This is a genomic window from Allobaileyella intestinalis, from assembly GCF_009695865.1.
In the GTDB taxonomy this organism is placed as follows: domain Bacteria; phylum Bacillota; class Clostridia; order Peptostreptococcales; family Anaerovoracaceae; genus Allobaileyella; species Allobaileyella intestinalis.
In genome coordinates this window covers 104303-119044 of record NZ_VUNB01000005.1, presented here as the reverse complement: position 1 = coordinate 119044, position 14742 = coordinate 104303, and the positions used below count along the sequence as shown (strand labels likewise).

Annotated in this window: 13 protein-coding genes; 1 reads left to right on the top strand and 12 read right to left on the bottom strand. The window is 45.4% G+C overall.

All coding sequences use genetic code 11. The annotated features are described in order from the left end of the window. Positions 1 to 26: 26 nt before the first annotated feature. The 11 genes from FYJ66_RS06950 to FYJ66_RS06900 form a co-directional block, all read right to left on the bottom strand. Entirely contained in the window at positions 27 to 1517 is a 1491-nt protein-coding gene (locus FYJ66_RS06950) for an APC family permease (protein WP_154572791.1), read from the bottom strand. Between the two features lie 426 nt (positions 1518 to 1943). After that, positions 1944 to 2471, bottom strand: a complete 528-nt coding sequence (locus tag FYJ66_RS06945) for an HD domain-containing protein (protein ID WP_154572790.1) — start codon at positions 2469 to 2471, stop codon at positions 1944 to 1946. A 2-nt stretch (positions 2472 to 2473) separates the two neighbouring features. Then, positions 2474 to 3313 (bottom strand): class II fructose-bisphosphate aldolase, encoded by an 840-nt coding sequence (locus tag FYJ66_RS06940; protein ID WP_154572789.1) that lies wholly within the window; start codon positions 3311 to 3313, stop codon positions 2474 to 2476. 68 nt (positions 3314 to 3381) lie between these two features. After that, a complete protein-coding gene (locus FYJ66_RS06935) occupies positions 3382 to 4794 on the bottom strand; it encodes a GntP family permease (RefSeq protein WP_154572788.1) in 1413 nt (470 codons plus the stop codon). Positions 4795 to 4840: 46 nt separating this feature from the next. Continuing rightward, on the bottom strand, positions 4841 to 5839 hold the full coding sequence (gene pdxA, locus FYJ66_RS06930) for a 4-hydroxythreonine-4-phosphate dehydrogenase PdxA (protein WP_154572787.1): 999 nt from the start codon (positions 5837 to 5839) through the stop codon (positions 4841 to 4843). A 45-nt stretch (positions 5840 to 5884) separates the two neighbouring features. Next, positions 5885 to 7189 carry a four-carbon acid sugar kinase family protein gene (locus FYJ66_RS06925; RefSeq protein WP_154572786.1) on the bottom strand — a complete coding sequence of 435 codons (1305 nt, stop codon included), beginning with the start codon at positions 7187 to 7189 and terminating at the stop codon, positions 5885 to 5887. Between the two features lie 25 nt (positions 7190 to 7214). Further along, the gene (locus FYJ66_RS06920; protein WP_154572785.1) at positions 7215 to 8636 is read right to left on the bottom strand and encodes a four-carbon acid sugar kinase family protein; all 1422 of its coding nucleotides are present in this window, start codon (positions 8634 to 8636) and stop codon (positions 7215 to 7217) included. Between the two features lies 1 nt (position 8637). Next, a complete protein-coding gene (gene garR / locus FYJ66_RS06915; RefSeq protein ID WP_206157025.1) occupies positions 8638 to 9525 on the bottom strand; it encodes a 2-hydroxy-3-oxopropionate reductase in 888 nt (295 codons plus the stop codon). Between the two features lie 277 nt (positions 9526 to 9802). Then, positions 9803 to 10309: a hypothetical protein gene (locus FYJ66_RS06910; RefSeq protein ID WP_154572783.1), complete on the bottom strand. Its 507-nt coding sequence runs from the start codon at positions 10307 to 10309 to the stop codon at positions 9803 to 9805. A gap of 30 nt (positions 10310 to 10339) precedes the next feature. After that, positions 10340 to 11656 (bottom strand): uracil permease, encoded by a 1317-nt coding sequence (uraA, locus tag FYJ66_RS06905; protein ID WP_154572782.1) that lies wholly within the window; start codon positions 11654 to 11656, stop codon positions 10340 to 10342. Between the two features lie 171 nt (positions 11657 to 11827). Continuing rightward, complete coding sequence (locus FYJ66_RS06900) at positions 11828 to 12751, bottom strand: alpha/beta fold hydrolase (RefSeq protein ID WP_154572781.1); 924 nt, start codon at positions 12749 to 12751, stop codon at positions 11828 to 11830. 162 nt (positions 12752 to 12913) lie between these two features. Between FYJ66_RS06900 and FYJ66_RS06895 the strand changes: the two genes are divergently transcribed. Further along, entirely contained in the window at positions 12914 to 13972 is a 1059-nt protein-coding gene (locus FYJ66_RS06895) for a threonine aldolase family protein (protein ID WP_154572780.1), read from the top strand. 12 nt (positions 13973 to 13984) lie between these two features. Here the strand turns inward: FYJ66_RS06895 and FYJ66_RS06890 are convergent, their stop codons facing one another. Beyond that, complete coding sequence (locus FYJ66_RS06890) at positions 13985 to 14740, bottom strand: amino acid ABC transporter ATP-binding protein (protein ID WP_465250565.1); 756 nt, start codon at positions 14738 to 14740, stop codon at positions 13985 to 13987. Positions 14741 to 14742 lie beyond the last annotated feature (2 nt).

Genomic DNA, 14742 nt, shown 5'->3' with positions numbered 1-14742 from the left:
GTCAGACGATAAACGGCTGTATATAATCAAAACATCATTTCGTTAATCGACAGATCGTCATCATCATCCATGCTTTCCTTAACAGCATCCATTACCGCATTGGCATGGTGGGCAAAGCTGGCACCATACTTATGCTTCATTCCCACGTAGAATATGATTCCAAGTACGAACCATCCTCCGGCCATACCCCACTCCTGGATTGAAAGTGTGGCTCCTGAATTTGGTATGATGTACATCGCAATCATGGCACCAGACAGGATAACCGCCATCACTCCCACCAGCTTTCCATGTCTGATCTTGTAAGGTCTTGGCATATCAGGCTCTTTCTTACGGAGAATAAGGAATGATATTGCCACCATACAGTAGGCAAGGCAGCAGCCCATGTTACCGGCATTCATTATCCAGACCAGCATCCTCCGTCCTGCCAGAGGAGCAATAGCTGAAACTGTACCGATAAGAAGAAGTGCATTTACAGGTGTCTTGTACTTCGGATGAAGCTTTGCAAAAGTCTTTGGTATCATGCATGCATCTGCCATGGACCACATAGCTCTGCTTCCGCCTATAAGGAAGGAATTCCAGCTGGTGATTATTCCGCAGGCACCTGCGAGAATCATCACAGATGAAAGGGCCTTGATGTTAAAGGCCTTTGCCATCGCATCTGCTGTAACAAGTCCTGTTCCACTCATTGAAGCTTTGATCTCTGTGTTGCTCATGAGCATTCCTACTCCGAAGCAGATAAGAGCATAGAAAATTACAGCACAGATAATTGACAAAAGAAGCATTCTTCCGATCTTTCTCGGCTCCAGATCTATCTCTTCAGCAGCCTGAGGTATTACGTCGAATCCGATGAAGAAGAAAGGTGTGATGACAGCCATGCTTAAGATGCTCTTCAGTGCAGAGCCTGAACCCATTCCGACGAACTGATGAGTCTGAACATTTGCGTAATCGCCTTTAATGGCTGCAACAGCTATAAGAATAATTCCCGCGGTGGCAATTATTGCAGTAAGGACTGTCTGCAGCCTGGCTGCCGTCTTGGCACCAAGAATATTAATCCAGGTCATGAATATGGCCACTGCCATGGCCAGTCCTACCCATGTAGCATAAACTTTAAATCCTGCAACTGTGTACATATATCCCTTCAGGAACCCAGGGAAAATATATGAGATTATTGTTGGAAGTGCGCATGCTTCATAGCATACAACGCTTACATACCCAAGGATGATGGCCCAGGTGCAGACAAAAGACCCGTTTGGACCCATGGCCCGGAAACTGAATACATGCTCGCCTCCGCATTTCGGCATGGCAGGAGTAAGCTCTGCATATGTGAGTCCTACGAAGAATATTACGATTCCTCCTGCTACCCATCCGAGAGAAGCTCCAAGAACACCACCTCTCTCAATCCAGTCGCCTACAGATACTACCCATCCCCATCCGATCATTGCTCCGAAAGCAATAACGAGAATGTCCGAAGAACCAAGGACCTTATTAAAATTCGAATTACCATTTCCGTCGTTCATCTCCATACCTCTCTTTACTAATGCATCTGTCTTACAAGAAACATCACCAGTTGTTACACTTCAGCAGCTGTTGATATTTCACAGATGTGACTCATCAGCGGCAGGTTGATTATAAACATGATGCATTTCAACGTCCCAGATTCAGGAATCATAACCTGACTGTCTATTTCGGTGATTCACTTTAAACGTTTCAATTAAGACCACACATTAAACCTATTATGTTGTCTCTTAGTGACAACATAAATATAATATGATGTAGTCTCTTTGTCAATATCTATGGCAGGCAATTAACAAAAATACATTTTCGTGCAAACAAAAAATCCACTTTGCCCCAGGGCTCTGTGGATTTGTGTCTTTCAGGTATCTGATATTTTTAACTTGTAATGCCTTATAAATACTCTCTTATGCTTACTGTACCTCCGTAAGTTACCGGTTCTGGGCGCAGAGGTCATCCAGACTCTCACCTATGACGGATTCTATTCCTCTTATGAAAGCTGCTGTGTGTTCCTTGCTTTTGAGGATCCTCTTCTCCATCTCAGGTGTACATCCCGGCTTATGAATAAGATAGTCCATTCTTGCATCAAGGCCTACGTACTGGTGTTCTTTTACAAGTCTGTCGGCAAGGCAGAGCACATCCTGCTCGTTAATATTGCTGATACTGCTGAATGGATAATACTTCATGTGATGGCGGACAAGTTCAGCTTCAGGATGATATCCAATCTTATCCAGTATCTCTCCGCCTTTAATGTCATGATCTTTCTGTACTCTTACAAGGTCATGAACCATTGCGGCTCCCCGTATCCTTTGGATGTCAAGATGATAACCTTTTTCATTAAGAGCCTCTCCAATAAGTCCCGCCACCCTGGCCACCTCGTTGCAGTGAAGCTGAACGTGCTCAGGAGTTTCATACATTGAAAAAAGTTTCTCTTGTTCTGCCTTATCGATTATTTTCATTATTACTCCATGCTGTTGAAAACTTTAATGTGTCTGAGTGCGTTAAGATACATTCCATTTGTCATGGCTGTGCTCATCTGGAAAAATGTATGTTTTCCCGGCTCCTGAAGGTATTCACCTGCGGACTGAGTGACCTTGTTGAAGCTGGCTGTACCAATATTTATTTTGCTGATTCCAAGAGAAACAGCCTTCTGGAAGTCCTCATCTGTAAGGCCGCTGCCTCCGTGGAGGACCAGGGGTTTTCCGGCTTTCATGTTGATCTGCTCCAGAACATCAAAGGCCAGCTCCGGCGCTGTTGGATAGTCTCCGTGGGCGTTGCCGATAGCCACCGCAAGACATGAAATACCAGTTTTTTCACAAAAATCTCTGGAGAGATCAGGATTAGTACATTTGATTCCATGATCGCTTAATCCGTCCTCAGAACCGCCAACCAGCCCCAGCTCTCCTTCTGTAGATGCGCCATAGGAAGATGCCAGTTTAACAGCTTCAATAGTTCCTCTGATGTTATCCTCATAAGGATCTGTGGAGCCGTCGTACATAACACCTGTAAATCCATAGTCAAGGGCTCTTTTCATTACGGCAAGATCCCTGCAGTGATCCATGTTTACAGCAATATCTACCCTGGATTCTCTTGCAGCCTGAACCATCATGGGACCCATCAGCTCAAGAGGTGAATATTTCAGAAGTCTTTCAGCAATCTGGATGATAATCGGTACATTAAGTTCCTCTGCTGCTTTCACTGCACCTCTTACCATTTCCATGCTACCCACATTAAATGCAGGAACACATTTTCCATTAATATGGGCCTCTTCGACCAGCTTTCCTGTAGTAACCAGTGACATTGTTATTTACCTTTCTGTTAAAAAGAGGCCGCCGCCAAAGGCAGCAGCCTCAAATAAGCGCTTTTGTATTATAGCACAATGCTGAGAATTATTACCTCTATTACTCCTACTGCCCATGCGATAGTAGATGTAACAGACCAGATTTCCAGCTGCTCCTTAGCCTCAGATACTCCCAGTGTACGGTTTACTACCCAGAAGTAAGAGTCGTTGAAGTATCCGAAGAACAGTGAACCTACGCAGCAGGCGATTGCACCCAGGAAAAGGTTTGCATTAGCTGCGGCCAGAATAGGTGCGGAAATAGATGCAGCGGTGGTCATAGCAACTGTTCCGGATCCCTGGATAAATCTCATTGCTGTAGAGATTACCAGCGGAAGAATGATGATTGGAATAGCAGCCTTAGCCATACCGTCTGCCATATAGTTTCCGAGGCCGGAATCCTTGATGATCTGTCCCAGAGCACCGCCGCCACCGGTTACCAGCATGATGATGCCTGCGGATGCCATACCCTTTTCCATCTCCTGAAGAAGAGTGTTTCTATCGAACTTCCTTCCAAGAGTGAAGATTGCTGCCAGAAGGCCGATGCCTACTGCCACAATAGGCTGTCCCAGGAATACCAGTCCCTGCATGACACCAGTTGTGTGTCCAAGGGCAGTTGCAACTGTGTTGATAAGAATCAGAATGATAGGCAGAATCAGAGGCAGGAATGACTCGAATGCTCCCGGGACTCCTTCCATATCCATGTTGAATGCTGATTCATAATCCGGCTCCTGATAAGGCATCTCTACGATTTCACCTTCCCCGTCAGGTATTCTGTAGAACTTCTTTGCCAGGTGCTTTCTTGAATAGAAGATGCAGGCGATTGCCATAGGTATTGCCAGAACCAGTGTCATCAGAATGAATTTACCTACATCGATTCCGAAAATACCGCATACTCCCAGAGGGCCAGGTGTTGGCGGAACCAGTGAGTGGGTAATAACCAGTCCGGAAGCAAGAGCTACGCCAAGTCCGATTACTGATTTCTTTGTTGTCTCAGAAAGAGCCTTTGCAACTGGTGAAAGAACGATGAATCCTGAATCGCAGAAAATAGGAATTGATACCAGGAATCCGGTGAAGGCCAGAGCTTCTTCCTCACGACCTTTGCCAAACAAGTGAAGGAACGTATATGCCATTCGCTTGGCGGCTCCGGAGCACTCGAATATCTGACCCATCATTACACCAAATCCGATGATAATACCGATGCTTCCCAGGGTTCCTCCGAAACCGGTAGTAATGGAATTTACAATTCCGAAAGGTTTTTCAATGCCGTCCACTGTAATTGTAACAGTATTAAGAGGCATGCCTCCGATAATACCAACAATAACAGTTGTAACGATAAGTGCCAGGAATGCCTGAATCTTGGTTTTCAAAACCATGAAGATCAGACATGCGATACCGATCAGCAATGCGATCAGCATCCTTTGTCCATCAAGACCATAAACCATTTTTTCCTCCCATAATAACAGTTCATAACCTATATCTTATAAATCTCTACCTGACGAAATACGGTGCATATTTCGCAGCGAGCCTTACGGCCTCTTTCATGCTGACGGCTCCGGCTATGCCCTTTCCTGCAATGTCGAAGGCCGTTCCATGATCAACGGAAGTCCTGAGAATAGGCATTCCGTTAGTAATTGATATCGTTCTGTCAAAATCCAGAGTCTTTGTTGCAATGTGACCCTGATCATGATAAAGAGACAAAACGCTGTTGTATTTTCCCATGGCAGCCTGGTGGAAAACAGAATCTGCCGGCACAGGTCCGGCTACATCGTAGCCCTGTTTCTTCAGCTCTTCTACGGCAGGAGCTATCTCATTGACCTCTTCCCATCCGAAAAGTCCATGTTCTCCTGAATGTGGATTAAGCCCTGCTACAGCCATGGTTCCTTCATTTACACCCAGCTTTCTCAGTGCTTCGGTGCATCTCTGAACATAGTCGATTATCCTGTCCTTTTTTATGTCATCCAGCATATCTCTCAGAGATTTATGTCTTGTAAGGAAGAACACCCTGAGGCCGTTTGTCTCAAACATTGTCAGAGGATCCTCTGTCCCTGTGAGAGCTCCGAAAATTTCTGTATGACCGATAAATGGCACCTCCGCAGCGTGCAGGGATTCTTTGTTTATCGGTGTGGTAGCTACAGCATCTGCCTGACCGGACATGGTTATCTCAATACTTTTTGCAATGTAATCATAGGCAGCCTGACCGCACATTGCGCTGACCTTGCCGTATTCAAACTGATCCATGTTGATATTATCAAGGTCGATCAGGTTAAGTACCCCTTCGCTGTAATCACCTTCAGCCGGGTTATCTGTAACATGGATCTTCAGGTCAGCCCCTACAATCTGGATGGCCTTCTCCATGATTTTCCTGTCTCCGATTACGATGCATCTGGCGATATTGAATATCTCCTTGTCATCTATAGTTCTTGCAACAATTTCAGGACCGATTCCTGCAGGGTCACCCATTGTGACCGCAATTAGTGGCTTTGCCATTTTTCCTCCAATCCGCAATTCTCTGTCAACTGAAAAAACTTATAACTAAATATAAAGCTTCTCCTTCAAATAAGTAATGCACTGGTTTATTGCATCAGGTCCACCCTGACTGCCTCCCTTGGTGATAATATGAACTCCGTCAAATTCTCCTCCAAGGAATTTACCATAAGCTGCAAGAGGAAGTACTTCATCTCTCAGTCTGAGGCCACTGGTATTAAACCTTCTGCAAACTGAAATGGTAACATCTCCGCCGCTGGTATACATGGCCCGGAAGGATCTGTCCTTATCAAAGACTCTGTATGCAATTTCAGCCAATGCACTGTTAATCACTTCAGTTGCCTCATCCAAAGTGCAGTTGTGCTTCTTCATATATCCGCTGAAATCTATCCGGTTCTCAGGATAAATCCCGTTTCCGCAAACAGTGGAAACCTGATAGCTATCTGCAGCTGCAAGGATCTCTTCAGTTACTCTTCCGATTTCCTTCTCTCTATCTTCCTTGCTTTTCATGAGAAGTCCCGTATCTACCATAACCGAGTTTGTCTTCTGGGAAAGCCAGAGCTGCTCCATCTGAGTCTTGGCATTAGGATTAACAGAGCCTACTACGGCCAGAATTCTGCTGGCCACTGTGTCTTCCTTAGGTTTTATCAGTTTCCTGGCCATGGTTGCAGTAAACACTCCAGGATCCACTGCGATTATCTTGAGTCCGCTCTCTATAACTGCATCTCCAATGAGGTCCAGGTCTTCCTGTGTAATACAGTCGAAAGTTACAGTTCTTGCTCCTTTTTCCTTCATGTCAGTCAGTCTGCCTGCAATGTAGGAGCTTCCCTGCATCAAATCAGAGATATCCATGGATTCCACAGGATATTGGCTTTGATTTCGGAAGATCTTCGCTACATCAGAGGTGGTAACCGGGCATTTAGGATCGATAGCAATATTTGTCTTGTGAAGAGGAATGCCGTTAACAAGCATGTATCCTCCACAGATTATCCTGTTTGTTGCAGGAAAGCAGGGAGCTACAATAGCCATGTAATCATCTCCCAGGCAGTCCAGCATGGCATCAGTCTCCATGCCCAGGTTTCCTCTGAGGGTGCTGTCTATTCTGTGCGAATAAAGGAGCACCTCCTCTGCTTTAAGACTGTTACAGGCACTGTACACTGTGTCATAGGCATTCTGCGGGGACATTCCTCTGCTGTTTGCCGGATATATGAGACAGTCTCCCCTCTCCCTTGTGTCAGGATCTATTGCATCTATGTTAAGCACTGTGTGAGCAACATATTTCATTTTCTTCAGCAGAACACCGGTGGCATTTCCTCCAGTGAGATCATCTGCTATTACTATACATTCAGACATTATTATTCTCCAAAATCAGATTCAGCTACTTCATAAGCACCTGAACTGCATCTCTCAGTGTCTCCACATCACCAACGTTTCCAGGGAAGATAACATAAGGAGTCAGAGGGAATCTGCTCTCACTTCCTGTCTGCCACACTGGAATTCCCGGCATGATCTGTCCAAGTACTCTGGCCTTTTTTACCTTCAGGGCCTTAGTGCCAACGTCACTTGATGTGATTCCACCTTTTGCCACAACAAAACTTGGTGTTACTGAAAGCCTTCCAACCAGTGATTGAACTGCCTCGGAAATCCGGACTGAAAGTCTCAGCTCGTCCTCCTTATCTCCAGTATCAGCTGTTATAAGCTTCCTTGTAGTGTAGCAGCATACAGTCTTTCCTTCTCTGATTGCCTTTTCTTCAACAGACAGGCAGCGGTCCACCTCTTCAGCGAAAGCCTCAGGATCTGTTACAAGTCCGGCATTCAGCTCAACGAAGAGAATATTGTCCATGGACTTCAGGCACTCCAGCTGTTTAGTGGTCTTTTCCGTATGGGATCCAACTACGATGATGCCTCCGTTATCTGTCTCCTTAACCACCATCTTTTCCCTGGTGAGAAGAGGCTGATCGGATACACCGCCCATTACTTTTACGATTGCTGCTGCAGTCCTGAACATAAAGGACTTCCCGGCTCTCATGGCCCTGAACAGTGCTACACAGAACACTTTAATGTCGGCATAATCCACAGCATTTACTATTATCTTGTTGAAATCCTTAACAGCCATGAGCTGTTCCTGGATCTTGTCATAATCGCAGTTATGGATGTCTTCCAGAGAAATGCAGGTTACATCCTCTGCCTTATAGCGTCCCCCTGTTTTCTCCTCAACATATTCAGGCATTGTGAGAGCAGAATAGCCGAAGGTCTTGTCTTTGGCAAACTCTGTCTCGCAGGCAGGCACCAGCTCATCTCCATACTTTACATAGTGTATGTTGTCGATAGTGAACCTGCCGCCTTCCTTGAAGAACGGGCAGAGTATCTCTCCGTCTATCTTTCTTCCTGTATTGGCTTCATAAGCATCCTTGAGAATCATGGTTTCAAGGGGGTAGTGACCTCTCAGCGTACTGTCGCTTCTGCTTATAAAAATATAGTCTCTACCTGTTTCTTCAGCGGCTTTGTGGACAACTTCTCCTATTTCCTTGTGAGCTTTGGTAGTCTCCTCTGCCGTGAATCCTCTTGAGTTTGTAAGAACATAGAAGAGATTGTTCTCCTCCATGAACCCTGCCTTCATGCTATCCAGATCCCAGTCTGTATAGACTGAAATGTCGTGAACTGTCTGTACTCCAGTAGGGTCATCATCAAGAACTACGATTTTCTTGTCATTAAGTCTGATTTCTTCACTCAGCAGTTTGTCAACTTCAGTTTCAGGAATCTTTTTATAACTGTTCAAAATGCTGGTACTGATGCTCATCTTACTTCTCCTTTTCGACAGACACGTCGGCCAGGGTCTCGAAATACTGTACTATGCCGGCGTGATCGTCACCAAGATGTCCGTGAACCTTAAGGGACTGCATTATTTCGTAGAGCTGTGCTGTATATGGCACAGGAACATCAATGGAATGAGCCGTCTTAATTACATTTGTAATGTCCTTGTGATTTACCTTGATGGTGCCGCCCGGAACGAAATTGTGATCGATCATCATAGGTGCTTTGGCATCAAGTACTGAAGAACCTGCAAGTCCGCTTCTGATTGCCTGGTAAACTTTCTCTGGATCAGCTCCTGCCTTCTTTGCGAATACAAGGGCTTCAGAGACAATAGCAATATTGTTGTTTACGATAATCTGGTTGGCCAGTTTTGCAATACTGCCTCCTCCTGACTCACCTATTCTCAGAACAGAACTTGCATAGGCCTGAAGATAAGGTTCTGCCTTTGCAAATACCTCTTCATCTCCACCGACCATTATTGCCAGTGAACCGGCAACTGCTCCAGGCTCGCCACCTGATACAGGGGCATCCAGGAATCCGATTCCCTTTTCTTTCAGAGCATCATAGCATTCTTTTGACTCAACAGGTGTAACGGAGCTGTGATCGATAATGATGCCCCCCTCCTTCATGGATGATGCCACTCCGTCTTCACCGAAAATTACAGACTTCACTATGGACGCATTTGGCAGAATCATCATGACGATGTCGCACTGACTGCCCATTTCGCTGTAGCTGCCTGAAGATGCACCCATCTGAACCAGTTCATCAACCAGGTTCTGATTCAGATCGGTTACCATTACATCATATCCTGCCTGAACCAGATGTTTCGCCATAGGGCGTCCCATAATTCCCAGACCCACAAAGCCTAATTTCATATCTATGTACATCCTTTCCAGAAATGCATGCAGGTTCGAACATACATGCATATACACTTTACACGTTCTCTTTATATATTTTACAGAACCATCAAACTTCGAACAAGGCAATTAAATGTTTATTGTTATGTACATCAAACACAGCCCTGTTCATTTTGTGTATTACAACAAAAAACCTGCCGCAATTGGCAGGTTTCAGATAACATCGTTAAACTTACGTTAATCCATGATGGATTATCCACGATTTTTCATAAAAATACTCAGCAGTCACCAGATTCTATCTGTGTCTCTTTCTGAAATAGTCTTTCAGATCGCCGTATAGAATATCGAACTGCTCCTGACGGCCGTCTCCTGTGTATGTCTCTGCAATCTGATATCTTTTTCCCTCTTTATCTGTAAGGAAGAGAGCCTTTCTTATTTTCTCTTCAATTCCAACCTCGAACTTCTTCATGGTCTTCAGTTTGTATATATGAAGCTCTCTTCCTTCAACAACTGCGTAGTTGGGAGTTAGTACTACCCCGAAAGCATCATATACCTTTCCATTATCAACTTCTTTTTTGAACTGTTCCAGATTGTCTCTTACCTTATTGATTTCACGGGAATAAGATTTGTACTGAGACCATACTGTAATCAGGAGAATAACACCCAGAATGGCCGAAATATATCCTGATACCTGTTTTCCAATAGATACCACTACTCCGATCAGAATCAGAACAACTGCAATTATCCCATGGTTTCTGATGCTCTTCTTCTGTACTCCTGTAATCCTGTCAAAATTGCTCATTTGTTTATATCCTTCAGATGTACTAGTTTATTATTGTTCTGCCTTTGCTCCTGACTCTTTCTCTGCCTCTTCTGCTTCTTTGTCGTTAGTCAGACCCAGCTTGTCCAGAACGTAGAAGATCAGGCCCAGGCCCATTCCTACAACTGTTGCCAGAGACATTCCAGTGAGCTTCACAGATCCCATCTGGATAAATGCTCCGGAAAGTCCTGTAATAAATACTACAGAAGTGAGAGCCAGGTTTCTCGGTTTGCTGTAATCAATTTTTGAATCTACCATAAGCCTGATTCCAGAGGCTCCTATCATACCATACAGCAGGAAGCTTACTCCTCCCATTACAGGAGCCGGTATGGTCTGAATCAACCCGGAAGCTTTTCCAATGAATGAAAGCATGATGGAGAATACTGCTGCTCCCCCAATTACCCATACACTGTATACCTTCGTAATTGCCATTACTCCGATGTTCTCTCCGTAGGTAGTTGTAGGAACTGATCCGCACAATCCGGAAAGAGTGGTTGAAATTCCGTCGGCAAACAGAGATCTCTGAAGGCCTGGATCCTCCAGAAGATTGTATCCCACGATTTCAGATGTAACTACCTGGTGGCCGATGTGCTCTGATATTACCGTAAGAGATGCAGGAATAATGATCAGCACTGCCTGAAGATTGAACTTAGGCAAAAGGAAGTTCGGCATCGCAAACCAGGTTTCGCTGTTAAGTGAAGTGAAGTCAACGATTCCCATAGCCAGTGCAGCCACATATCCCACAATGATGGAAATGAGAATGGCGATGGCTGAGGCAAAGCCTCTGAGGAGAACCTGTCCGAAAACTGCCATCAGCAGAGTGATAAGGAAGACTATTACGAACTTCGGATTTATGTGGGTATATGTATCAGTAAGAACTATTCCTCCGTTCTGGGCAGCGTTTCCTGCCAGTTCAAGACCGATAAGAGCAACTACCGGACCCATTGCAGCCGGCGGCAGAACCACGTCAATCCATTTTACCCCTACAAATTTTACAAGAACAGCAACGGACATGAAAATGATACCTGTAATAACGAATCCTCCCAGAGCATACTGATATCCCAGGTGAGGGTCGTTAATTACCAGAAGGGCCGGTGAGATAAATGCAAAACTGGAACCCAGATATGCAGGAGCCTTGCCCTTTGTAATCAGAATAAACAGAAGCGTTCCTATGCCGTTCATAAGCAAGGCTATGGCCGGGCTGATACCCAGAATAAAGGGCACAAGTACTGACGCACTGAACATAGCAAATGTGTGCTGAATACTTAGTGGAATTCCCTTCCCGATGGGTACTCTCTCAGTTACACCTATTACTCTTCTCGTTCCCATAAATCCTTCCTTCCGGTTAACAAAGTAAAAAAATCCTAAAATATTATACAAGCGGAAAATTCTTATGCAAGAAAAAATACTGTTTTCAGGCCGCAAAAAGTGGCGGCCTGAAATAATTGTTCGGCCGCCACAGTTAAGACATGCAGCCGGTTTCCCCTTTACCGTACTGCATTAAAGTTTGCTGTCAAACCAGTCTCCCATTTCCCTGAACACCACGTCTTTGTCATTTTCGTTCAGGATCTCGTGTCTGTCACCTGGGAAAATCTTCACCTCAACATCTTCCATTCCCATCTTCTTGTATTTCTTTTCCAGTGCCATGCAGGCCTTCACGCCTCCAACCGGATCCACCTCTCCTGAAGTAATAAGAACTGGAAGGCTTCTGGATATTCTTTCACTGTCCCTGCTTTCAGCCAGATCCTTGATAATGTGAAAGAAATCGTTATAAGCAGAAACTGTAAAATTGAATCCGCACAGCTCATCAGCCATGTACTGATCCACATTTTCCTCATTAACAGAAAGCCAGTCTACCGGCGTTCTGTTAGGTTTGAACTTTTTGTTATATCCTCCCATAGCCATGTTGCTCACTGTCTTGCTCACATACATGTGGCCGTGTTTCCGGATGTGGTGATTTGTAATCATTATCCCCATATCAGCAGCGGCAGCCGGCTGAAAACCTGTTCCCATTACAACAGCACCGGCGATCTCATCGGAGTATTTTGTTATGTATTTCCTAACCATGAAGGAACCCATGCTGTGTCCAAGAATGAACACCGGCTTGTCCGGCCACCTTCTCTGAGCCAGCCTCGTAACACCGTACATGTCCATTATCACTATGCGGTCCCCATTCTCCTTTGCAAAAAAGCCAAGCTCAGATGGGTCGTTTACGGTCTTTCCGTGACCCAGATGATCATGACCGATTACCGCATATCCCCGGTCTGTAAGATACCTGGCAAACTCATGGTACCTGTCCATATATTCGGCCATGCCATGAACCAGCTGAACCACAGCCTTTGGATCATCTTCCGGCTCCCAGATTATTACGTGGAGCTGATTCTTTTCGTTTGTGGACTGGATTGTCGTATCAGTTCTTTTCATGGCTGTCTCTCCTGTAAAAGTCAAACTTCCTATCCCCACCGTAGCGGTTCACTGTTTTTTATTATATACTTTGTCCATTGATATTAAAACAGTAATGAATTTATTTGCTCTTATTTGAGAAAAGGGAAATAATTTCTGAAACTATTCGGAGGAGGACCGCCAATGCTTTCATTTGAATGTGATTATACTGAAGGATGCCATGAAAAAATTCTCGAGGCCTTTGCCCGTGTTAACAGAGAACAGTACCCGGGATACGGAAATGACCCTTTTACTGCTTCAGCAAAAGAAAAGATTAAGGAAGCCTGCCAGTGCCCGGAAGGAGACGTATATTTCCTCAGCGGAGGCACACAGACTAACGCCATCGCCATTGATTCCATGCTAAGGCCCTACGAAGGAGTTATTGCAGGGACCACAGGACACATAAACGTCCACGAGTCCGGCGCTATCGAATTTCTCGGTCACAAGGTTCTTACAGTACCTTCATACGATGGAAAAATCAAGGCATCTGACGTCCGCACCCTCATTGAACAGTTCTGGGCTGACGGAACGTATCCGAACATGGTCTTCCCGGGAATGGTGTACATTTCTCATCCAACAGAACTTGGCACACTGTACACTGCCTCAGAACTCACCCAGCTTTCCAGCCTCTGTCATGAATACAACATTCCTCTCTATATTGACGGCGCAAGGCTGGCCTACGGCCTGATGGCAGAAACAGACGTGGATCTTCCACTGATCTCAAAGCTGGCCGATCTTTTTTACATCGGAGGAACGAAGGTGGGAACTCTGAACGGAGAAGCTCTGGTGTTTACAAAGAAAAACGCCCCTGCCAATTTCTACACCATAATAAAGCAGCATGGAGCCATGCTGGCCAAGGGACGTCTTACAGGCATCCAGTTCGATACCCTCTTTACGGACGGTCTTTATTACCAGCTGGGAAGAAACGGCATTGAGCGGGCCATGGAACTGCGAAAACTCTTTACAGACCGGGGCATAAAGCTTCACATCGATTCTCCAACGAACCAGCAGTTTTTCCTCATGGAAAATAAGCTTATCCACAAGTTGTCAGAAAACGTCCGTTTCGAAATGTGGGGGCCTGAGCTGGAAGAAGCCACACCTGTCCGCTTCGTAACCAGCTGGGCAACCACCGAAGCTCAAATACTTGAACTTGAAAAATACCTGGATGAAGCTCTTAAGTCCACAAGGCAGAATGAAAAGTAAATACATCCGCCACTAGGCGCTGACAACAGAACTGAGAAACTCTCTGAGCCGCACGCTGTCCGGAGAGCCGAATATTTTTTCCGGGGTACCCTCTTCTTCTATCTTCCCCTTGTTCATGAACACTACTCTGTCCGAGACCTCTCTGGCAAAGCCCATCTCATGGGTGACCACAACCATTGTGGTGTGAGCATCTGACAGCTCTTTCATAACCTGAAGGACCTCTCCTGTAATCTCCGGGTCGAGGGCAGAAGTAGGTTCATCGAACAGCATTATCTCAGGATCCATGGCCAGGCCTCTGGCAATAGCGATTCGCTGTTTCTGCCCTCCAGAAAGGTGGGAAGGATACTGGTCCCGCTTGTCCGCCAGTCCGACTTTTTCCAGAAGCTCCATTCCCCTGGCTTCAGCCTTGGCTCTATCCATCTTTTTCACCTTTACAGGGGCATATGTAATATTCTCCAGACACGTCATGTGAGGAAAGAGGTTAAAGTGCTGAAACACCATTCCCATCTCCGAGGAAATCCTTTTCAGTTCCTTCTCCGGCAGGTACACCGCTTTTCCAGCCTGGTTTTTTACAAAAGTCTCACCCTTCAGGGTTATCTCCCCGCTGTCTATCTTCTCCAGACAGTTCATGCACCTCAGCAAAGTAGATTTTCCCGATCCAGAGGGCCCTATTACTGCCAGCGTTTCTCCCTGCTCTACCGACAGGCTTACTCCGTTTACAGCAGATACCCCGCCGAAATCCTTAATTATATTCTTCATCTCAAGAATTG